This is a genomic window from Phenylobacterium sp. (genome assembly GCF_035475775.1).
In the GTDB taxonomy this organism is placed as follows: domain Bacteria; phylum Pseudomonadota; class Alphaproteobacteria; order Caulobacterales; family Caulobacteraceae; genus Phenylobacterium.
Window position 1 is genome coordinate 31,813 of sequence record NZ_DATIMC010000091.1, and the last position, 19,758, is coordinate 51,570.

Below are 19,758 nucleotides of genomic sequence, written 5' to 3' on the forward strand. Positions count from 1 at the left end.
GGCTACGCCGCGGATTCCAATCCGAGACGAGCCGCGACCTCCTCGCCGATCGCCAGCGAGGAGGTGAGTCCCGGGCTCTCGATGCCGAACAGGGCGACGAGCCCCGCGATCGCATGCGTCTTCGCGCCATCGATGCGGAAGTCGCCCTGCGGCTCGCCGGGGCCGTGCAGCTTCGGGCGGATGCCGGCGTAATCGGGCGTGAGCGACCCGTCCGGCAGGCCGGGCCAGAACTTGCGGATATAGGCGTAGAAGCCGTTGGCCGCGGCGGGATCGACGCCGTAGTCCAGCTCGTCCACGAAGATCAGGTCGGGCCCGAACACCGCCTGGCCCCCGAGATCGCGGCGATAATGGGTGCCGAGCGCGCCCGCGATCGGCGGCGGATAGATCAGGCGCGAAAACGGCGCCTTGCCCACCAGCCGGAAATAGCGGCCCTTTCCATAGTGGCCGGCCGGGATGCTCGCCGGCGGGAAGCCCTCGATGGCGGCGGCCACCGCCTGAGCCGAGAGCCCCGGCGCGGTCACGAGGTAGCGGCAGGTGAGCGTCGCGGGCTCCACGCCCCCGGCCCGGATCTCGAACCCGCCGGCCGGCAGCGGGCGGGCTCCCTCGAACGGGGTGGCGACCACCACCGCCCCGCCCGCGGCCTCGATCTCGCCCTGCAGGGCCAGCATGTAGCCATGGCTGTCGAACACCCCGCTCTGCGGCGAGAGGAGCGCCGCCTCGCAGCTCAGCTCGGGCTCCAGGGCGAGCGCCTCGGCCCTGGAGAGCCTGGCCATGCCCTCGACGCCGTTGGTCGTCGCCTGGGCGAAGATCGCCTCGAGGCGCGCGACCTCGTCCGGTGCGGTCGCGACCACCAGCTTGCCGCAGCGGTCGTAGGCGACCTTGTGCTTGTCCAGAAAGTTGTAGAGCCGGCGGCGTCCCTCGACGCAGAGCCGCGCCTTCAGCGAGCCGGTCGGATAGTAGAGGCCGCCGTGGATCACTTCGGAATTGCGCGAGGAGACGCCCTGGCCGATGGCCGCCTCACGCTCCAGCACGGCGACGGAGAGGCCGCGTTGCGACAACGCATAGCCGACCGCCAGCCCCACGGCGCCCGCGCCGACCACGACGGCCTCGAAGTCGAATTCCATGGCCCCGCCTAGCCTGCCTGACGGGGCAAGGAAACCTCGAGCGCCTCGCCAAGGCGGCCTGACGGTGCGAAGAACGGCGTTCCCTGTGCTGCTCGGGATCGTGTAGGCTCCGCCCGAAGCACCCGGGGGAAAGCCGCCATGGACCAAATCGCGCCGCATCGCGCCCGCAGCCTGGCGGAGTTCGCTGCAATCGCGGGCAAGATGTTCGCGCCGGAAGACGTGGCCGCATCGGTCGCCAGCTACCGGCCGCGAGCGAGCGATGTGATCATCTCGCCGTTCGGCAAGTGCGGCACCACCTGGCTGCAGCAGATCTTCCACACCTTGCGCACCGGCGGCGATCTGGACTTCGACGATATCTCGCGCGTCGTCCCCTGGATCGAGACGGCGGCGATCACCGGGGTCGACCTCGAGGCGCCGCAGAAGGCCGAGCCGCGCGGCTTCAAGAGCCACCTCGGCCATGACCGCGCGCCCAAGGGCGCCCGCTACATCGTGGCTTTCCGGGACCCGAAGGACGCCCTGGTCTCCATGTACCACTTCATGTCGGGCTGGTTCCTCGAGCCGGGGGCGGTCTCGATCGGCGAATTCGGCATGACCTGGTCGGGCCGGGCGGAGCGGGGCTCGGCCTACTGGAGTCACCTGACAGGCTGGTGGGGCCGGCGCGACGATCCGAATGTCCTGCTGCTCTCCTACGAGCAGATGCTGGCCGATGCGGAGGGGACGATCCGGCGGGTCGCCGCGTTCTGCGGCTTGCCCCTCGACCAGGCCCTGCTCGAGCTGACCCTGGAGCGCTCTTCGATCGGCTTCATGCTGGAGCACAAGTCAAAGTTCGACGACCTCCTGATGCGCACGGCCTCGGAGCGGCGCTGCAACCTGCCGCCGGGCAGCGACTCGGCGAAGGTTCGCAAGGGCGGGTCGGGCGCCGGGCGCCAGGAGCTGCCGCCCGAGATCGCCGAAATGCTCGACGAGCAATGGCGGACGCTGGTTGCGCCGCAGCTCGGGTTCGCCGATTACGCGGCCTTCGAACAGGCGCTGCGCGAACGCGCCGTTCAGCCGGCGTAAAGCCGATGCCGGCCGGTCACCACGCACCGGACGCCTGAGGGCCTGGCCTCCACCTCCGCCGTGAGGCCCGGGCCAATGTCGAAATAGGCGGCCTTGCCCGCCGCCCGCACGCCGACGGCGGCCGGCGTGGTGAACCGGCAAGCCGGATAGGGCGGCCCGAGCGGCCCCGCGTGCAGCACCGTGCAGTCGGCGTCGCCGCGCCGACGCGAGAAGGCCGCGCCCTGGAACACGAAGGTGCGCGGCGGGTCCTTCCAGCCACGCTCGAACTCCGCCTGGCTCACCGGCCGGCAGGGCGCGCCCGTTGCGCCCCGTTTGGGGTTGTCGGGATCGGGGGCGCCGGCGGCCACGCCGATCAGGGTCGGGATCACCGCCAGCGTCAGGATCGGGCCGCCGACGCCCACCGCCATGCCGAGACGGGCGATCAGCGCCAGCGCGCGGCCCTTCCGCCGGGACGGCGCGCGCCGGTCGCCAAGATCTCGCGCCATGGCGCGCTCCTCGGTCCTGGGGAGAGACCGGTGAGAGAGTACAGTCGTAATTTATTACGTCAATAAATTTCAGTTCAGGCGCGAACCGGCTCGCGTGCGGCCGCCACCTGGTCCCACTCGCGCCACAGGCGCGCCGCCTCCGCCGCAGCGGGGCCGACCGAGGCCTGCTTGACGTGGCCGAAGCCGCGGATCTGGGCGGGAACCGAGGCGATCTTCACCGCGCTCGCCAGGCGTTCCGGCGTGAGGCCCTCCACCAGACGGGCGAGGCTCGCCTCGTAGTCGGCCAGGAGCCGCCGCTCCATCTTGCGCTCGGCGGTGCGGCCGAAGAGGTCGAACGGAGTTCCGCGCAGGCGCTTCAGCCGGGCGAGCGCCGGGAAGGCGAGGTCCAGCATCCAGCCGCCGAAGGCGATCTTCTTCGGCCGGCCGGCGGCGTCCTTCGGCGCGAGGATCGGCGGCGCGAGCCAGACCTTGGCCTTGCCGCCGCGGAAGGTCTCGGCCCGGTAGGCGGCGAAGCGGCCGTCGGCGTAGAGCCGCGCCACCTCGTACTCGTCCTTGTAGGCCATCAGCCGGTAGAGGTTCACCGCCGCGGCGCGCGCCAGCGCGCCAGACCCGCCGGCCCTGGCCTCGGCCGCCCGGACCGCCGCCACGCGGTCGAGGTAGCGGCGGGCGTAGGCCGCGTCCTGATAGGCGGTGAGCTCCGTCGCCCGATGCTGGATCAGCTCGTCCAGCGGCATGGTCTCAGGGGTCGGGACATCGTCCTCGCGCCGGCCGCGCGCCGCCGGGTCGTGGGCCGCCTTGCGGCCCAGCTCGAACGCCTGGAGGTTGGCCTCGGCGTCGACGCCGTTCAGCCGGATGGCGCGATAGACGGCGCGGCTGGAGACCGGGATCGTGCCCTTCTGCCAGGCGAAGCCCAGCATGATCATGTTGGCGTAGATGGCGTCGCCCAGCTCGGACACCGCCAGGGTCTGGGCCGGCAGGGAGTCGTAGCTCTTGACCGCCGCTTCGATGCGCCGCGCCTGGGCTTCGGAATCGAAGCGCACGTCGCGCTCGGCGACGAAGTCGGCGGTGGGCGTGAAGTCGGCGTCGCCCAGCGCCTCGGTGCGATCCTTGGCGTAGAGGGCCATCGCGTCGGGGCCGGCCGCCACCAGGATGTCGCAGGCGATCAGGACATTGGCGCTGGCCGCCGGGATGCGGCCGCCGAGGTTGGTCTCCTCGGTCTCGCCGAGCCGCACGTGGCTGAACACCGCCCCGCCCTTCTGGGCCAGGCCCGTCATGTCGACCACGGAGGCCGCGCGGCCGTCCACGTGGGCGGCCATGGCGAGGATCGAGGCGACGGTGGTGACGCCGGTGCCGCCGACCCCGGTGAACAGGATGTTCTTCACCCCGGTGAAGCTTTCGAACTCCGGCAGCGGCGTGGACTCCGCGGTCAGCGCCGGCATCGCCTTGCGGTGGGCGTTCTCAGCCCCCTCGAGGGTGACGAACGAGGGGCAGAAGCCCTCCAGGCAGGTGTAGTCCTGGTTGCAGGTGGACTGGTTGATCTTCCGCTTGCGGCCGAACTCGGTGTTGAGCGGCTCCACGGAGACGCAGTGAGAGGTCCGCGAGCAATCGCCGCAGCCTTCGCACACCAGCGGGTTGATCATCACGCGCTGGGCCGCCTGGGGCATCGTCCCGCGCTTGCGGCGGCGGCGCTTTTCGTTGGCGCAGACCTGATCGTAGAGCAGGACCGTCACGCCCTGCACGGCGCGGAGCTCGCGCTGCACCTTCATCAGCTCCGAGCGGGGCTTCACCTCCACGCCGGGCGCGAGATCCGTGACCGCGTCGTAGCGCTCGGGCTCGGCGGCCACGATGACGATCTTGGCGACGCCCTCGGCGGCGAGCTGGCGGGTGATCTGGGCGGGCGAGAAGCCGCCTTCGGCCTGCTGCCCGCCGGTCATGGCGACGGCGTCGTTGAACAGCAGCTTGTAGGTGATGCGGGTCCCCGCCGCGACCGAGGCCCGGATCGCCAGGATGCCGGAGTGGGCGTAGGTGCCGTCGCCGAGATTGACGAAGACGTGCTCCTCCTCGGTGAACGGCGATGCGCCGGTCCAGGTGACGCCCTCGGCGCCCATGTGGCTGGTGAGGTCGGTCTGCGGATCGGAGAAGCTCGCCATGTAGTGGCAGCCGATGCCGGCCAGCGCGCGGCTGCCCTCGGGCAGGCGCGTGGAGGAGTTGTGCGGGCAGCCGGAGCAGAAATAGGGCTTGCGCTGCTGGTCCGACGACAGCGTCACCGCCGCCATGGAGGCCGCCGAGACGCGGGTCAGGTAGTCGTGCACCCGATCCATGTGCGGGCCCGGCGGCAGCCGGTCGGCGATGGCCAGCGCGATTTCCGCCACCGACAGGGCGCCGAGTTCGGACAGCAGCGGATGGCCGTGCTCGTCGGTCTTGCCGATGATCCGCGGCCGGGCGTGGGCGGGTAGGTCGTAGAGCACAGCGCGGGCCTGGGTCTCCACCAGCGGGCGCTTGTGCTCGATCACCATCAGCCTCTGCTGGCCGGCGGCGAAGGCGCGCAGGCCCGCCGGCTCCAGCGGCCAGGGCATGCCCACCTTGTAGATCGAGACGCCGAGGTCGGCGGCTTCGGGGAGCGAAATTCCCATCGCCGCGAAAGCCTCGATCACGTCCTTGTAGGCCTGCCCCTGGCAAACGATGCCGAGCCGCGGTCGCGGCGAGGCCAGCATCACCTTGTCGAGGCGGTTGGCCCGGGCGAAGGCGAGCGCCGCCGGCAGCTTGTGGGCGCGCAGCCGGCGCTCCTTGTCGAGCGGCTGGTCCTTCAAGCGGATGCCGAGCCCGCCGGGCGGCATGCGGAAGCTGTCAGGAAGGATGATCCTGTGACGGGCGAGCGACACGTCGATCGTCGCCCCGGAATCCATGGTGTCGGCCAGCGCGATGAGCGACACCCACAGCCCCGAGAAGCGGCTCATGGCGTAGCCCATCAGCCCGAAGTCCAGCACCTCCTGGACATCGGCCGGCGACAGCACCGGGATCTCGGCGTCCTGGAAGGCGAACTCCGACTGCGAGGGCAGCGTCGAGGACTTGCAGAAGTGGTCGTCGCCGGCCACCGCCAGCACGCCGCCCTTGGGCCAGACGCCGGCAAAATTGGCGTGCTTGAAGGCGTCGCCCGAGCGGTCGACGCCGGGCGCCTTGCCGTACCACATGCCGAACACGCCGTCGTAGCGGGCGCCGGCGAACAGGTTCGCCTGCTGGCTGCCCCACACGGCGGTGGCGGCGAGGTCCTCGTTGAGGCCCTCCTTGAAGACGATGTCGGCCTCGCTCAGGAACCTCTCGGCCCGGTGCGCCTGCTGGTCGAGGCCGCCGAGCGGCGAGCCGCGGTAGCCGGAGACGAAACCGGCCGTGTTGAGCCCCGCCTGCCGGTCGAGCCGGCGCCGGTCGAGCAGCACCCGGACCAGCGCCTGCACGCCGGTGATGAAGACCCGACCCTCAGTGAGCACGAATTTGTCGTCGAGGGTGACTTCCGAGTGCCGCATCGCAATATTCTTCCTTTCGGCCCTCGCGCGCGAATTAGAATGATCATATAAGAACGGAGCAATTGCTTACCAAAAGCGTGCCCGGCCTTCCCTGTTCCGGGGCAAGAACAACGCCTGGAAGCGGCGAGAGAAGGAGGAAAACTTGTCGGAGGCCTTAGACGCCGTCGATGCCAAGATTCTCGACCTGATCCAGCACGACGCGGCCTTGTCGGTCGCCGAGATCGCCGATCGGGTCGGGCTGTCGTCGAGCCCCTGCTGGCGGCGCATCAAGCGGCTGGAGGACGCCGGCGTGATCCAGCGGCGCGTGACCATCCTCGACCGCGAACGCCTGGGCCTCGGCTTCGAGGTCTATTGCACCGTCAAGCTGTCGCTGCCGACCAAGGACAATCTGGACGCCTTCGAACAGGCGATCGCCCGGCTGGCGGAGGTGGTGCAGTGCGCGACCGTGACCGGGGCGGCGGACTACGAGCTGCGCATCGTGACCCGCGACATGCATGCGTTCGACGACTTCCTGCGCGACAAGATCCTCTCGCTGGGCCTGGTCTCCAATATCGAGAGCCGCATCGTCATCCGCTCGGTGAAGAACACCACGGCGGCCCCGCTCGGCCTGATCAGCCCCTATGTGAGCGCGCAGGGCTGAGGCGCCTCCCGCCGCGCCCGAGGCGGGTGTAGGAGGGGCCATGATCTCCCTGGTGATCGACCAACGGCGGCGCGACCTGGGCGGCTTCGAGGTGGGGCGCGTGCTGCCGCACCACGGCGGCAAGATGGTCGGCCCGTTCATCTTCTTCGACCACATGGGCCCGGCGGAGTTCCAGCCGGGCTTTCCGCGCGACACCGATGTGCGCCCGCATCCGCACATCGGCCTTTCGACGCTCTCCTACCTGTTCGAAGGCGAGATGACCCATCGCGACTCCACCGGCGTCGCCCAGGCGATCCGCCCCGGCGAAGTCAATTGGATGACGGCGGGGTCGGGCGTCACCCATTCCGAGCGGTTCGAGGCGCTGCGCGCGCAGGGCGGACGCATGGACGGCATCCAGACCTGGATCGCCCTGCCCCAGGAGGCCGAGGAGTCCGAGCCCTGGTTCGCCCATTACGCGGGCGCGGAGCTGCCGACCTACGAGGGCTCCGGCCTGTGGGCGCGGCTGATCGCCGGCGAGGCTTTCGGGGCGAGCTCGCCGGTCAAGGTCTCCTCGCCGCTGTTCTACGTCCACTGGCGCCTGGACGCCGGCGCGACCGCGCAGCTGGCGGCCGAATACCCGGAGCGGGCGGCCTATGTCGCCGAGGGGCTGATCGAAGTCGACGGCCGCCAGTTCCATGGTGGCCAGATGCTGGTCTTCGAGGCCGGACAGCCGGTCTTGGTGAAAGCTCTCACGCCGGCGGTCATTATGCTGCTGGGCGGCGAGCCGCTGGGCGAGCGGTTCATCGAATGGAACTTCGTCGCCTCGTCCAGGGCGCGGATCGATCAGGCCAAGGCCGACTGGCGCGCCGGGCGCATGAAGCTGCCGGCCGGCGACGACAAGGAATGGGTCCCGCTTCCCGGCGATCCGCCGCCGCCCGCGGGCCCGATGAGCTGAGCGCTGCGACCTCCGGGATCCGAGCTCGGACCTTGGCGGCGCGGAATGAGCGGTTTCTTGGATGAACCTGTCGGGCCGCCGTGCTCTCGTCCGTCCTCGGGGCGAACAAGGAGGAAGACCATGCGCTATCTGATGATCGTCAAGGCCACGCCGATGTCGGAGCGGGGCGAGTTCGGACCGGACGCCGAGAAGATGTTCGCCGAGATGAACGCCTTCAACAACGAGATGATCGCCGCCGGCGTGATGCTGGACGGCGCCGGGCTGAAGCCCAGCTCGGCCGGCAAGCGAATCCGCTTCGAGGGCCGCGGCAAGACCATCGTCACCGACGGTCCGTTCGCCGAGACCAAGGAGCTGATCGCCGGCTACTGGCTGATCGAGTGCAAGTCCATGGACGAGGCGCTCGGCTGGGCCAGGCGCATCCCCTTCGACGACGGCGAGGTCGAGCTTCGGCCGTTCCACGAGCCGGAGGATTTCCAGGGCGTCGCGCCGGACGAGGTGATCGCCCAGGAGCAGGCCTGGCGGGACGAGCAGGCGAGCAAGGCCGCGAAGACCCCGGCCTGATCGTGGCCGCCTTCAGCCCCTCCGGTCTCGGGGCCCTGCAGCGTGTCGTCGACGAGACGGCGGCGCGCGGCGAGGCGCCGGGGCTGGTGGGCCTGGTCTCGCGCGGCGGGGAGACCCACGTCTTCACCGCCGGGACGCTGGCGATCGGCGGCGATCGGCCGATGCGGCGCGACACGCTGTTCCGCATCACCTCCATGACCAAGCCGGTGACCGCCGCGGCGGCGATGATGCTGATCGAAGAGGGCGCGCTGGCGCTCGAGGACCCGGTGGGCCGGCTCGCGCCGGAGCTGGCGGTGATGACGGTGCTGCCGAGCCTCGATGCGCCGCTCTCCGCCGCCGCGCCGTCGCCGCGGCCGATGACGGTCGAGGACGTGATGAGCTTTCGCCTCGGCTGGGGGGTGATCATGGCGCCGCCGGGAACCTATCCCGTCCAGCACGTCATCGCCGAGCAGCAGCTGGTGGGCTTCGGACCGCCCGACCCGAGCGTTCCCTACGGACCGGACGAGTACCTGCGCCGGCTGGGCCAGCTGCCGCTGTTCAGCCCACCGGGCCGCGACTGGCGCTACACCACCGGCTCCAACGTCATGGGCGCGCTGATCCCGCGCGCCGCCGGCCGGCCGCTGCCGGAGGTGTTCAAGGAGCGCATCTTCGAGCCTCTGGGCATGAGCGACACCGCCTTCCATGTCCCGCCGGATAAGCTGCCGCGGCTGCCGCCCGCCTACTCGGCGCAAGGCGTCTACGATCCGCCGGACGGCGCCTGGAGCCGCAGGCCCGCTTTCCCGCAGGGCGACTCGGGGCTGGTCTCCACGGCCGACGATTTCGCGGCCTTCGCCCGCTTCCTGGAGACCGGCCGCGACGCCCGCGGGCGCGCCCTGCTCAGCCCGAAGAGCCTCGCGGCGATGAAGGCTAACCACCTGACCCCCGACCAGGCCAGGCGCGGCGCGCCCTTCCTCGCCCCCGGCCAGGGCTGGGGCTATGGCGTGGGCGTGATGTTCGATGAGAATCCGCAAGGGCTGCCGGTCGGGACCTACGGCTGGATGGGCGGCTTCGGCACCTCCTGGATGACCGAGCCGGGCCGCGGGCTGATCGCCCTGCTGATGACCCAGAGGATGCTCGACGGACCGGGCGGGGCGGCCATGCACACCGCGTTCCACGGCGCGGCGCTCGCCGCCGCGGCCTGAGCCGCTTCGCAAATTTTCGCTTGGCCTTGTCGGCCCCGCGGGGGCTCACTCGTCCTCCAGACAGCGAGGATCGTCCGATGCTCTACACCCTGCTCTGCTACCACTCCGAGGACGTGGTCTTCTCCTGGAGCCAGGAGGAGGACGAGGCGGTGATGGCCGGCCTGAACAAGGTCCAGGCCAAGCTGCACGAAGCCGGCAAGCTCGGCCCATCGCTGCGGTTGATGGCGACCACGACCGCGGCGACGCTTCGCAAGTCCGACCCGCCGGTGGTCATCGACGGCCCGTTCGCCGAGACCAAGGAGCAGCTCCTGGGCTTCTACGTCGTGGACGTGGAGAACCTCGACGAGGCCCTGGCCATCGCCAAGGAGCTCGGCAAGGCCAATCCCGGCGGCGCCTACGAGATCCGGCCCGTGCGCCTGTTCCTGCCCGGCCACCTTCCCGAGACCGCCTTGGAAGGCGTCAAGGAAGACGCATGAACGCCGATCTCGCCTGGATCGATGCGGCGCTGACCTCGGCGCGGCCCCAGGCGATCGGGGCGCTGCTGCGCTATTTCCGCGACCTGGAGACGGCCGAGGAAGCTTATCAGGACGCCTGCCTGAGGGCGCTGAAAGCCTGGCCGCAGAACGGGCCGCCGCGCGATCCCGCCGCCTGGCTGATCATGGTCGGGCGCAACGCCGCGCTCGACGCCAAGCGCAAGAGCGCGCGGCTGGACGAGCTCCCGTCCGAGGAGCGCCTGTCGGACCTGGAGGACGTCGAGGCTCCCCTCGCCGAGCGGCTGGACAGCGCCAACTATCGCGACGATATCCTGAGGCTCCTGTTCATCTGCTGCCACCCGCAGCTCCCCGCGACCCAGCAGATCGCGCTGGCGCTCCGCGTCGTCTCGGGGCTTTCGGTGAAGCAGATCGCCCGCGCGTTCCTGGTGTCCGAAGCGGCCATGGAGCAGCGGATCACCCGCGCCAAGCGCCAGGTGGGCCGCGCCGACATCCCCTTCGAGACGCCGAGCGAAGAGGAGCGCGACGCCCGCCTCTACGCCGTGATGGCGATGATCTACCTGGTGTTCAACGAGGGCTATTCCACCGCCGCCAAGGACGCCGCCGCCCGCATCCCGCTCTGCGACGAGGCGATCCGGCTGGCGCGCCTGCTGCAGCGGCTGTTCCCGTCGGAGCCGGAGGTGATGGGGCTCGCCGCCCTGCTCGTGCTGCAGCACTCCCGCGCCGCCGCCCGGTTCGACCGCGAAGGCAATGTGATCCTGCTTGACGAGCAGGACCGGTCGCTCTGGAGCCGCGAACTGATCGGCGAGGGGCTGGCGCTGATGGACAAGGCCATGCGCCACAACCGGCCCGGGCCGTACCAGATCCAGGCCGCCATCGCCGCCCTGCACGCCCGCGCGGCGCGGCCGGCCGACACCGACTGGGCGCAGATCGAGCGGCTGTACCTGGCCCTCGAGCGGCTGACGCCCTCGCCGGTGATCACGCTCAACCGCGCCGTGGCGGTGAGCAAGGTGGAGGGCCCGGCCGCGGCGCTCGCCGTGGTCGAGCCGCTGGCGGCCGCGCTCGACGGCTACTTCCACTTCCATGGCCTGAAGGGCGCGCTCCTGAAGGAGCTCGGCCGCAGGACCGAGGCGCGGGCCGCCTTCAACCGCGCCATCGCGCTCGCCAACACCGCCGCCGAGGCCGCCCACATCCGCGGCCACCTCGACAGCCTGGCCAAAGATTCCACTGCAGCCTGACGGCCCTGTCGGGATCCGGCGGCCCCGTTCGTCCTGGGGTCGCAAACTGGAGGACCAGACCATGACCACCGACACGATCGAAGCCCCCAACCCGCAGGCGCTCGCCGAAGTGAAGGGCGGCGTCTCGCCCTATCTGACCGTCGATGGCGCGGCCAACGCGTCGGAGTTCTACCAGCGCGCGTTCGGCGCAGAGGAGGTCACGCGCCTCGGCGGCCCCGACGGCAAGTTCATGCACATCCACCTCTACATCAACGGCAGCTCGGTGATGCTGTCCGACGCCTATCCCGAGCACGGCCACCCCTGGCGGCCGCCGGCCGGGTTCACGCTCACGCTCGAGGTGGACGACGCCGACGCCTGGGCCGATCGGGCCGTCAAGGCCGGCGCCACGGTGGTGAACCCCATCTCCGACATGTTCTGGGGCGCCCGCTGGGGCACGGTGCGCGACCCGTTCGGCGTCGAATGGGCCTTCAATGCGCCGAAGGCCTGAGGCAAGGTCCGGCGCAGATCAGGCGGCGAGGGACGTCCCCATGAGAGCGATCGGCTTGTTGATGCTCGCGGGGGTGTCGCTCGCCGCCTGCTCGCCGCAGACCGGAGCGCACAAGGCGGCCCAGCCGCCGCCCGCGGCCGCGCCGGTCAAGGGCGAGCCGGTGGCGCCGGGGCCGCCCGGCCAGACGCAGGCTCCGGCCGCGACCTACACGCTGGACAAGAACCACTCGACGGTGGTGTTCCGCCTGAACCACCTGGGCTTTTCGCACTACACGGCCCAGTTCACCAAGCTCGACGGTCAGCTCGCCTTCGATCCGGCGCATCCGGAGGCCATGCGGGCGAGCGTCTCGATCGACCCGAACTCGCTCGCCCTGCCGCCGCCGCCGACCGGGTTCAGGGCGACCCTGCTCGGCCCCATCTGGCTGGACGCCGGGAAGTATCCGCAGATCCGCTTCGTCTCGACCAAGGTCGAGCGGACCGGGCCGAACACGGCGCGGGTCACCGGCGACCTCACGCTGCACGGCGTCACCAAGCCCATCGTGCTGGAGACCACCTTCAACGGCGGCTATCCGGCCAACATCTACGATGGCGCGCGGGTCGGCTTCTCGGCCCACACCAGCTTCCGCCGCTCGGATTTCGGCGTCGCCTCCGGCCTGCCGGCGCCGGGCACTAACCTGGGCGTGGGCGATCGGGTGGACGTGATCATCGAGACCGAGTGGAATAGCGGCAAGCCGACCGGCAAGTAGCGGCGGCGAAGGAGTCCTGAAATGCGCCGTCGTGGATGGCTTTGCCTCGGCCTTGTCGCCGCGCTGACTGGGGTCTCGCCGGCCGCCCTGGCGCAGGCCCCGCAGGCCGATCCCGCCTTGCGCGCCTCCTGCCGGCGTCTGGTCACGGCGCAGGCCGGCGGAATGGACTTCGGCGCGGTGATCCTGACCATGAGCCAGCGTTTCCTGCCCGCCCTGACGCCCGAGCGGCGCAGCGCCCTGCAGGCCGCGTTCGCACGCCATTCGGATGAGCTGACCGAGGTTGCCGCGGGGGTTTGCGCGAGCAGCCTGACGGCCGACGACGTCGCCGCGCTCACGGACTTCTATGGGACGCCGCTCGGCCAGTCGATCGCCCGCAAGGCGTTGAGCGGCGACCCGCTCACGCCGGAGGAGCACGAGGCGCGGGCGCGCTTCGAGGCCAGTCCGGCCGGCGCGGCGGTCAAGGCCAAGCAGGCCAGGATAATCGTCCAGACGGTGCAGGCCGAGCAGCCGATCTACCGCAAGGCCATGGCCGAGCTGTGCGCCGAGTCCGGCCAATGCCCGGCCGGGCCGCAGACGCCGGCGCCCGGCGCTGAGCCCGCGCCCGCCCACTGAGCTATCGCAGCGCCTTGCGGGTCTGCTCCCAGTACTGCGCGCCGGTGATCAGGGTGACCAGGGCGGCGAGCCAGAACAGCGCATGCGCGCCGGCCGTCGCGGGGCCGCGCAGCGCCGGATCGTCCGGCAGCGAGAAGGCGCCCCAGGCGGCGACGATCAGCTCCAGCGCCAGCGCCGTGAGCTGAAGCGTGGTCTTCCACTTGGCGAGCCGGGTCACCGGCAGCTTCACGCCCTTGCCGGCCCCCACTTCGCGAAGCGCGCTGACCGTGAACTCGCGGAACAGGATCAGGCCGGCCGGCAGCACGACCATCGGCTGGGGGCCGAGCGCCAGCAGGCCCAGCACCGCGCCGCAGACCAGCACCTTGTCGCCGATCGGGTCGAGGATCGCGCCCCAGACGCTGGTGGCGTTCAGCTTGCGGGCCAGCCAGCCGTCGAAGAAGTCGGTCACCGCCGCCACCACGAAGGCGTAGACGGCCCAGCGCTCCAGCGCGAACTGCTGCGGCGCCTCGAGCCGGTCGGCCAGGCCCGGCACCGAGCCGGACGCGGCGGCCAGGGCCACGAACATGAACAGCGCCAGCACCAGGCGCGTCGAGGTCAGGATGTTCGGCAGGGCCTTCATCGACACTCCTTCCGCGGCGCCACTATGGCGCACGGCCCGATCCGCACAACGCGTCTTCAGCGGCCGCGTCTGCGGGGCTATCCTCGACGCGGCGGGGCGGCCCTGAGTTCGAGGAGGCGTCCGGTGCGCGTGTGGTTGGCGAGTCTTCTGGCGGGCGGCGCGGTCCTGGCGGCCGGGTCGGCCCAGGCGCAGCTGCTGCAGTCCTGGCACGACTGCGTGGGCGACGGCCAGGCCGGCCCGCTGCAGCAGATCAACGGCTGCAGCGAGGTGATCCGCTCGGGCCTGGAGACGCCGCCGCACCTGGCGGTGGCCTTCTACAATCGCGGCGTCGTGCTGCAGAGCCAGGGCGAGATCGAGCGCGCCATCGCCGACTACGATCGCGCGGCGAGCCTCGACCCGACGCTGCCCGATCCGCTCGCGGGCCGCGGCGCGGCCCGTTTCGCCAAGGCCGATTTCGCGGGCGCGCTGGCCGACTACGACGCTGCGCTGCGGAGCCGGCCGGCCAAAGTCGACGCCCTGATCGGACGCGGCGCGGCGCACGCGGCGCTCGGCGACTTCCCGGCGGCCATCGGCGACTACGACCGGGCGCTGGAGATCGCACCCGCCTCCACCGAGGCGCTGGAGGCCCGCGGCCTGGCCTACGCCAGGCTCGGCGAGGCCGAGCGGGCGGCGGCGGACGAGAGCCGCGCCATCGCCATCGATCCGCGCGACGCCGCGGCCTACCGCAACCGCGCCAGCCTCGAGGCCGCGCGCGGGGCGCTGCAGCCGGCGCTCGCCGATTACGGGGCGGCGCTGCGGCTCGCGCCGGGCGACACCTATGCCCTGGCCGGCCGCGCCTGGGTCCTGACCCGGACCGGCGATCGGGCGGGCGCGGCGGCCGACTATGCCGCGGTGCTCAGGCTCCGGCCGAACGACGCCTCGGCCCAGTTCGACCAGGGCTTCGCCCGCGCCGCGAACGGCGATGCGGCGGGAGCGGTCGCCGCCTACACCGCGGCCATCGCGCTCGATCCGAAGGACGCCGGCGCGTTCAACAACCGCGGCGACGCCGAGGCGGCGCAGGGGCAATTCCGGCAGGCCAAGGCCGACTTCGACCAGGCGCTGGCGCTTCGGCCCGGCTACCGCCTCGCCCTCGCCAACCGCGCCAGCCTGGCGCTGCAGGCCGGCGACTTCGCGGCCGCCGCGGCCGACTACTCGGCGGTGCTGCAGCAGGATCCGGCCGACCTGGAGGCGCGGCTCGGTCGGGCGATCGCCTATGGCGCCGACAAGAAGCCCACCCTGTCCCTGGCCGACGCCGACGCCGCGGTGCGCCTCGCGCCGGCTTCTGCCGAGGCGCTCAACACCCGCTGCTGGAGCCGCGCGCTGGCCGGCCAGGCGCTGGAGGCGGCGCTCGCCGACTGCGACCGCGCAGTGGCCCTGAAGCCCGACGCGCCGGAGGCCTACGACAGCCGCGGCCTCGCCCGGCTGCGGCGCGGCGACTACGCCCCGGCGCTGGCCGACTACGAGACCGCCCTGAAGCTCAGGCCGCAGATGGCCAGCGCCCGCTTCGGCCGCGGGCTGGCGGAGCTGAAGCTGGGGCGGAGCGAGGAAGCCCGCGCCGACCTCGCCGCCGCGGCGAAGCTCGATCCGGACGTCGCGGCCAACTACGCCCGCTTCGGGGTCACGCCCTAAGCCCTGCGCCGCACCTGATCGCCTACAAGAGAGTCGCGGATATTCCACGATTTGTGGAGCCAAAACCCGCCGCGAGCGGCGACGCAAGCTCATGATACACCTGAGAAAGAACGGCCGGACTGTTCCTGGTTCGTTCAGTATAGCACAACACGGTGCGGCGCCGGCGAGTTGACTCCGCCGTAGCCGCGCGATGGCATCGCGGCATGCCGCAGCTTGGCTTTCCCGCTCCGCTCACCGCGCCGCGCCCGGCCTGGCCGAGGCGGCGGACGCATCCGGTCGTGGGCCGCCGCGGGATGATGGCGGCGGCGCACCCGCTGATCGCCTCGACCGGGCTGAACGTGCTGCGGCGCGGCGGCAACGCCGTGGACGCGGCGGTGGCGGCGGCGCTCACCGCGGCGGTGGTGATGCCGGAGATGTGCGGCCTGGGGGGCGACCTGTTCGCCATCGTCCATCCCGGGCCGGGCGCGGGCGAGCCTCTGGCCTTCCTCGGCAGCGGCGCGGCGCCGGCGGAGGCGAGCCTTGCGATGGTCCGCGCCCGGGCCGAGCGCGGGGCGGACGGGACGCCGAGGATGCCGCTCCGCGGCGGCCTCTCGATCTCGACGCCCGGCATGGTCGACGGCTACCGCGCGCTGCTGGCCCGCTTCGGGAGCCGGCCGTTCGGCGAGCTGGCGGAGGATGCGATCCGGCTGGCCGACGAGGGCGCGCCGCTCAGCCCGCTCGCGGCCCACGTGATGAGCCTGTTCCGGGAGGTGCTGGCCTCGCACACCGCCACCGCGGCGGTGTTCCTGCCGGGCGGAGGGCCGCCGGCCCCAGGCGCCCTGCTGCCGCAACGCGATCTCGCCGCCACCCTGCGGACCCTGGCCCGCGAGGGCCCGGAGGCGTTCTACCAGGGGGCCCTCGCAGGCCGGATCGCCGCCGGGGTGCAGGCCGCGGGCGGCGCGCTCACGGAGGGCGACCTCGCCCGCCACGCCACCACCGTCGAGGCGCCGCTTTCCACCACCTACCGCGGCCGCACGGTCCTGCAGACCGGTCTGCCCAGCCAGGGGTTCATCCTGCTGGAGGCGCTGAACATCGTCGAGCATGCGCCGACCGCCATGCTCGCCCGCGGCGACGCCGAGGCCCTCCACCTGATGGCCGAGGCGCTGAAGCGCGCCTACGCCGACCGCCTGGCCCACGCCCGCGACCCGGCCGCCGGCCCCACCCCGCTCGAGCGGCTGCTCGCCAAGCCCTACGCGGCCGAGGCGTTCGCCCGCATCGATCCGGCGCGAGCGTCCGACGCGCCCGCGCCGGCCCTGCAGGACGGCGACACCACCTACCTCTGCGCGGTGGACGCGGACGGCATGATGGTCTCGCTGATCCAGTCGGTCTCCTCGGCGTTCGGCAGCGGGGTCGTCGCCGGCGGCACCGGCGTGCTGATGAACAACCGCGCCGGCCGCGGATTCGAGCTCGATCCCGCGAGCCCCAACCTCTACGCGCCCGGCCGGAAGACCATGCACACCCTGAACTGCTGGCTGCTGCTGGACGAGGCGGACGTCCCCGTCGTGGTCGGCGGCACCCCGGGCGGCGACGGCCAGCCGCAATGGGGCCTGCAGCTCGTCTCAGGGCTGATCGACGGCGGCCTCGACGTCCAGCTCGCGAGCGAGGCGCCGCGCTGGCAGGTCTGGCCCGGCACCGACCCGCACGACCGGCCCAACCCCTGCCGGCTGCAGATCGAGACGCGGATCGGCGAGGCGGTGCTGGAGGGCCTGGACGCCAAGGGCCACCGCATCGAGCGGCTGCCCGGCTGGGCTGGCCAGGGCGCCGCCCAGCTCATCGCCCGCGACCCCGCGACCGGGGTGCTGATGGGCGGCTCCGACCCGCGCGTGGAGGGGCTGGCGCTGGGTTGGTAGCGGCGGCGGCCCCGCCGCGCGCCCCCGCTCCCCGGAATGGGGAGCAACGCAGCATGGTGAAGAGGTCTCCAACCATGTCGGTTCATGCTCCGGCAGGCCGCGCGGGGCCAGGATGGCGGCATGGAGAGCTGGTTCGACGAACGGTTCGCGCAGGCCACGTCGCGCGACCGGCGCCAGGCGAGGCTGCGGTTCGGGGCGAGCCTGGCCATGACGCTGGTGCTGGCGGTGGCCGGCGACTGGCGCGCCGCGCTGGCCTGGGCGGCGCCGGCGCTGGCTCTGGAGGGCGGGCTGCAGGCGATCATGCGGCCGATCGCCGAGGGCGAGCCGCCGACCCCGCTGCGCGGCTGGGGCGCGGTGATCCTGCGCATGCTGCAGAGCTATGTGTGGATCGCCGCCGGCTTCATCCTGTGGAGCGCGGGCGGGCCGGCGGGACGCGCCTGCGGCATGGGGGTGTTCTCCGCCCTGCTGCTCTATCTGATCGCCCGCAAGGACCGCTCGCCGGCGCTGGCCATCGCCCAGGCCCCGGCGCTGTTCGCGCCGCTGCTGACCGCCATCCTGTTCCCCTCGCGCTGGGGCGCGGAGATGGCGCTGATCCTGATCTCCCTGATCCAGGGCGGGCTGGCCGGCTATGTGCTGCTGGGCGACCTGCAGCGCGGGGCCCAGTCTCAGGCGCCCGTGCGGCGGACGGCTCGGGTCGCGCCGGCAGTTGCTGAGGCCGCCGGCCCGGCGAGCCTCGCCGAAGACACCCCCAGCCTGGAGAGCCTGATCGAGGCCAAGCGCCAGGCCGAGGCCGCCAGCCAGGCCAAGAGCGCCTTCCTGGCGGTGATGAGCCACGAGATCCGCACGCCGCTGAACGGCGTGCTGGGCATGACCCAGGCGCTGGCCGCCGACCCCGCCCTGACCCAGGCGCAGCGCGCCCGACTGCACACCATCCGGGACTCCGGCGAGTCGCTGCTGGCCATCCTCAACGACATCCTCGACCTCTCGAAGATCGAGGCCGGCAAGCTGGAGCTGGAGCACGTGGCCTTCGAGATCGGCGACGTGGCCGAGACCGCGCACGCCTCGTTCAAGGCGCTCGCCCGGCAGAAGGGGCTGAAGTTCAAGCTGTTCGTGGCGGATCGTGCGAAGGGCGCCTACCTGGGCGATCCGACCCGCGTGCGGCAGCTGTTGTTCAACCTGGTCTCCAACGCGCTCAAGTTCACCGACGAGGGCGAGATCAGGCTCGCCGTCGAGGCCGGCGCGAAAGGCGGGCTGGTGCTCAGCGTTTCCGATACCGGCGTGGGCATCGCCCCCGACCGGCTGGAGCGGATCTTCGACAAGTTCGAGCAGGCCGACCTGTCGGCGACGCGCCGGCACGGCGGCGCGGGCCTGGGGCTGGCGATCTGCCGCGAGCTCTGCACGTTGATGGGCGGGACGATCGGCGCCGAGAGCGAGCTGGGCAAGGGCGCCCGCTTCACCGTCGCGCTGCCGCTGGAGCGGCTGGGGGCCGGCGCGGCGAAGCCGGCTGCAGCCCCGAAGCCCGCGGGGCCGGCCGAGGCGCAAGACCTGCGCATCCTGGCGGCCGAGGACAACCCGACCAACCAGCTGGTGCTGAAGGCGCTGCTCGCGCAGGTTGGCGTCGAGCCGGTGGTGGTGGAGAACGGCAGGCTGGCGGTGGAGGCCTGGGAGAGCGGCGGCTTCGACCTGATCCTGATGGACATCCAGATGCCGGAGATGGGCGGCATGGAGGCCGCGCGCGCCATCCGCGCGGCGGAGGCCGCGCTGGGCCGTCCGCGCATCCCGATCGTGGCGCTGACCGCCAACGCCATGGCCCATCAGGTGGCCGAATACGAGGGGGCCGGCATGGACGCCCACGTGCCCAAGCCGATCGACACGGCGCTGCTGTTCGGGACGATCGAGCGGCTGCTCAGCGAACCGGCCGAGGCCGGCGAAGGCGAGCCGGCGCGCCAGGCGGGCTAACCGCGACCCACGCGTGGCGCGGGCCAGCCGATGGAGGCTTCGTGGCCGCGGAAGTTGCGGAGCCACCAGGCCCAGTCCTCCGGCACCAGGCCGAACGGGTCGTCGCGGCCGAGCTCGCGGGCCGCCCACACCGGCCAGTGCGGATTGGCGAGCGCCGGGCGGCCGAGCAGGACGAGGTCGATCAGCTCGTCGCGGATCGCGCGGTCGGCGACCTCGGGCTGCCCGAGGTTCCAGCTGACGCCGACGGGCACGCCGACCTCGCGGCGCACGCGGGCGGCCTTCTCGACCATGAACGCCGGGTCGTTGAACGGGCGGCGCTGGAGCTCGGGGGTGTTCAGGCCGAGACTGAGATCGGCGATGTCGAGGCCGTGGTCCTTCATCCGGCGCACGGCCTCCAGCGCGTCGTCGAACTGGACGCCGTCCTCGTGCAGGTCGTCGGAGCCCAGGCGCATGGAGAGCGGCAGGCGCTCCGGCCACACCTCGCGCACCGCGTCGAGCGCCTCGAGGTGGAAGCGCAGGCGGTTGTCGAACGAGCCGCCATACGA

Annotated in this window: 17 protein-coding genes and 1 pseudogene; 13 read left to right on the forward strand and 5 right to left on the reverse strand. The window is 72.1% G+C overall.

Annotated elements, in window-relative coordinates:
• Positions 1-2 precede the first annotated feature (2 nt).
• Positions 3-1,124, reverse strand: a complete 1,122-nt coding sequence (locus VLI41_RS11600) for an NAD(P)/FAD-dependent oxidoreductase (RefSeq protein ID WP_325268236.1) — start codon at positions 1,122-1,124, stop codon at positions 3-5.
• Positions 1,125-1,262: 138 nt separating this feature from the next.
• On the opposite strand from VLI41_RS11600, the gene VLI41_RS11605 reads away from it, so the two are divergent.
• Positions 1,263-2,183 (forward strand): sulfotransferase domain-containing protein, encoded by a 921-nt coding sequence (locus tag VLI41_RS11605; protein WP_325268237.1) that lies wholly within the window; start codon positions 1,263-1,265, stop codon positions 2,181-2,183.
• On the opposite strand, the gene VLI41_RS11610 is transcribed toward VLI41_RS11605, so the two are convergent.
• Together VLI41_RS11610 and VLI41_RS11615 are read right to left on the reverse strand one after the other, a co-directional pair.
• On the reverse strand, positions 2,171-2,668 hold the full coding sequence (locus VLI41_RS11610; protein ID WP_325268238.1) for a hypothetical protein: 498 nt from the start codon (positions 2,666-2,668) through the stop codon (positions 2,171-2,173). The two genes, VLI41_RS11605 and VLI41_RS11610, sit on opposite strands and share 13 nt — an antisense overlap.
• A 74-nt stretch (positions 2,669-2,742) precedes the next feature.
• Positions 2,743-6,189 carry an indolepyruvate ferredoxin oxidoreductase family protein gene (locus VLI41_RS11615; protein ID WP_325268239.1) on the reverse strand — a complete coding sequence of 1,149 codons (3,447 nt, stop codon included), beginning with the start codon at positions 6,187-6,189 and terminating at the stop codon, positions 2,743-2,745.
• Positions 6,190-6,331: 142 nt separating this feature from the next.
• Here VLI41_RS11615 and VLI41_RS11620 point away from each other — a divergent pair, with 142 nt between their 5' ends.
• The 9 genes from VLI41_RS11620 to VLI41_RS11660 all read left to right on the forward strand — a co-directional run bounded on the left by VLI41_RS11620 (position 6,332) and on the right by VLI41_RS11660 (position 13,078).
• On the forward strand, positions 6,332-6,829 hold the full coding sequence (locus tag VLI41_RS11620; RefSeq protein WP_325268240.1) for an Lrp/AsnC family transcriptional regulator: 498 nt from the start codon (positions 6,332-6,334) through the stop codon (positions 6,827-6,829).
• A gap of 40 nt (positions 6,830-6,869) precedes the next feature.
• Complete coding sequence (locus tag VLI41_RS11625) at positions 6,870-7,763, forward strand: pirin family protein (protein ID WP_325268241.1); 894 nt, start codon at positions 6,870-6,872, stop codon at positions 7,761-7,763.
• A gap of 120 nt (positions 7,764-7,883) precedes the next feature.
• Positions 7,884-8,324, forward strand: a complete 441-nt coding sequence (locus VLI41_RS11630; RefSeq protein ID WP_325268242.1) for a YciI family protein — start codon at positions 7,884-7,886, stop codon at positions 8,322-8,324.
• A 2-nt stretch (positions 8,325-8,326) separates the two neighbouring features.
• Positions 8,327-9,505, forward strand: a complete 1,179-nt coding sequence (locus VLI41_RS11635; protein ID WP_325268243.1) for a serine hydrolase domain-containing protein — start codon at positions 8,327-8,329, stop codon at positions 9,503-9,505.
• A 77-nt stretch (positions 9,506-9,582) separates the two neighbouring features.
• Complete coding sequence (locus VLI41_RS11640; protein WP_325268244.1) at positions 9,583-9,981, forward strand: YciI family protein; 399 nt, start codon at positions 9,583-9,585, stop codon at positions 9,979-9,981.
• Positions 9,978-11,234 (forward strand): RNA polymerase sigma factor, encoded by a 1,257-nt coding sequence (locus VLI41_RS11645; RefSeq protein ID WP_325268245.1) that lies wholly within the window; start codon positions 9,978-9,980, stop codon positions 11,232-11,234. Before VLI41_RS11640 ends, VLI41_RS11645 begins: the two co-directional genes overlap by 4 nt.
• A gap of 61 nt (positions 11,235-11,295) precedes the next feature.
• Complete coding sequence (locus VLI41_RS11650; protein ID WP_325268246.1) at positions 11,296-11,721, forward strand: VOC family protein; 426 nt, start codon at positions 11,296-11,298, stop codon at positions 11,719-11,721.
• Between the two features lie 61 nt (positions 11,722-11,782).
• Positions 11,783-12,466 (forward strand): YceI family protein, encoded by a 684-nt coding sequence (locus VLI41_RS11655; protein ID WP_325268252.1) that lies wholly within the window; start codon positions 11,783-11,785, stop codon positions 12,464-12,466.
• 21 nt (positions 12,467-12,487) lie between these two features.
• Positions 12,488-13,078: a DUF2059 domain-containing protein gene (locus tag VLI41_RS11660; protein ID WP_325268247.1), complete on the forward strand. Its 591-nt coding sequence runs from the start codon at positions 12,488-12,490 to the stop codon at positions 13,076-13,078.
• 1 nt (position 13,079) lies between these two features.
• Here VLI41_RS11660 and pgsA read toward each other — a convergent pair whose 3' ends face one another.
• On the reverse strand, positions 13,080-13,697 hold the full coding sequence (gene pgsA, locus VLI41_RS11665) for a CDP-diacylglycerol--glycerol-3-phosphate 3-phosphatidyltransferase (protein ID WP_325268248.1): 618 nt from the start codon (positions 13,695-13,697) through the stop codon (positions 13,080-13,082).
• Between the two features lie 123 nt (positions 13,698-13,820).
• Here pgsA and VLI41_RS11670 point away from each other — a divergent pair, with 123 nt between their 5' ends.
• The 3 genes from VLI41_RS11670 (at position 13,821) to VLI41_RS11680 (ending at position 19,213) form a co-directional block, all read left to right on the forward strand.
• Complete coding sequence (locus tag VLI41_RS11670) at positions 13,821-15,365, forward strand: tetratricopeptide repeat protein (RefSeq protein ID WP_325268249.1); 1,545 nt, start codon at positions 13,821-13,823, stop codon at positions 15,363-15,365.
• Positions 15,366-15,568: 203 nt separating this feature from the next.
• A complete protein-coding gene (locus VLI41_RS11675; protein WP_325268250.1) occupies positions 15,569-17,254 on the forward strand; it encodes a gamma-glutamyltransferase family protein in 1,686 nt (561 codons plus the stop codon).
• 120 nt (positions 17,255-17,374) lie between these two features.
• Positions 17,375-19,213 (forward strand): ATP-binding protein, encoded by a 1,839-nt coding sequence (locus tag VLI41_RS11680; protein WP_325268251.1) that lies wholly within the window; start codon positions 17,375-17,377, stop codon positions 19,211-19,213.
• Here the strand turns inward: VLI41_RS11680 and VLI41_RS11685 are convergent.
• A pseudogene (locus VLI41_RS11685) lies at positions 19,210-19,758 on the reverse strand (hypothetical protein); the annotation flags it as partial. The gene VLI41_RS11680 and the pseudogene VLI41_RS11685 overlap by 4 nt on opposite strands.

Bases quoted from the DNA above. Each gene is read 5' to 3' on its own strand.
- VLI41_RS11605 (WP_325268237.1), top strand. From the start codon at position 1,263: ATGGACCAAATCGCGCCGCATCGCGCCCGCAGCCTGGCGGAGTTCGCT.
- VLI41_RS11615 (WP_325268239.1), bottom strand. From the start codon at position 6,189: ATGCGGCACTCGGAAGTCACCCTCGACGACAAATTCGTGCTCACTGAG.
- VLI41_RS11650 (WP_325268246.1), top strand. From the start codon at position 11,296: ATGACCACCGACACGATCGAAGCCCCCAACCCGCAGGCGCTCGCCGAA.
- VLI41_RS11645 (WP_325268245.1), top strand. From the start codon at position 9,978: ATGAACGCCGATCTCGCCTGGATCGATGCGGCGCTGACCTCGGCGCGG.
- VLI41_RS11655 (WP_325268252.1), top strand. From the start codon at position 11,783: ATGCTCGCGGGGGTGTCGCTCGCCGCCTGCTCGCCGCAGACCGGAGCG.
- pgsA (WP_325268248.1), bottom strand. From the start codon at position 13,697: ATGAAGGCCCTGCCGAACATCCTGACCTCGACGCGCCTGGTGCTGGCG.
- VLI41_RS11640 (WP_325268244.1), top strand. From the start codon at position 9,583: ATGCTCTACACCCTGCTCTGCTACCACTCCGAGGACGTGGTCTTCTCC.
- VLI41_RS11680 (WP_325268251.1), top strand. From the start codon at position 17,375: ATGGAGAGCTGGTTCGACGAACGGTTCGCGCAGGCCACGTCGCGCGAC.
- VLI41_RS11660 (WP_325268247.1), top strand. From the start codon at position 12,488: ATGCGCCGTCGTGGATGGCTTTGCCTCGGCCTTGTCGCCGCGCTGACT.
- VLI41_RS11625 (WP_325268241.1), top strand. From the start codon at position 6,870: ATGATCTCCCTGGTGATCGACCAACGGCGGCGCGACCTGGGCGGCTTC.
- VLI41_RS11630 (WP_325268242.1), top strand. From the start codon at position 7,884: ATGCGCTATCTGATGATCGTCAAGGCCACGCCGATGTCGGAGCGGGGC.
- VLI41_RS11675 (WP_325268250.1), top strand. From the start codon at position 15,569: ATGCCGCAGCTTGGCTTTCCCGCTCCGCTCACCGCGCCGCGCCCGGCC.
- VLI41_RS11600 (WP_325268236.1), bottom strand. From the start codon at position 1,124: ATGGAATTCGACTTCGAGGCCGTCGTGGTCGGCGCGGGCGCCGTGGGG.
- VLI41_RS11610 (WP_325268238.1), bottom strand. From the start codon at position 2,668: ATGGCGCGAGATCTTGGCGACCGGCGCGCGCCGTCCCGGCGGAAGGGC.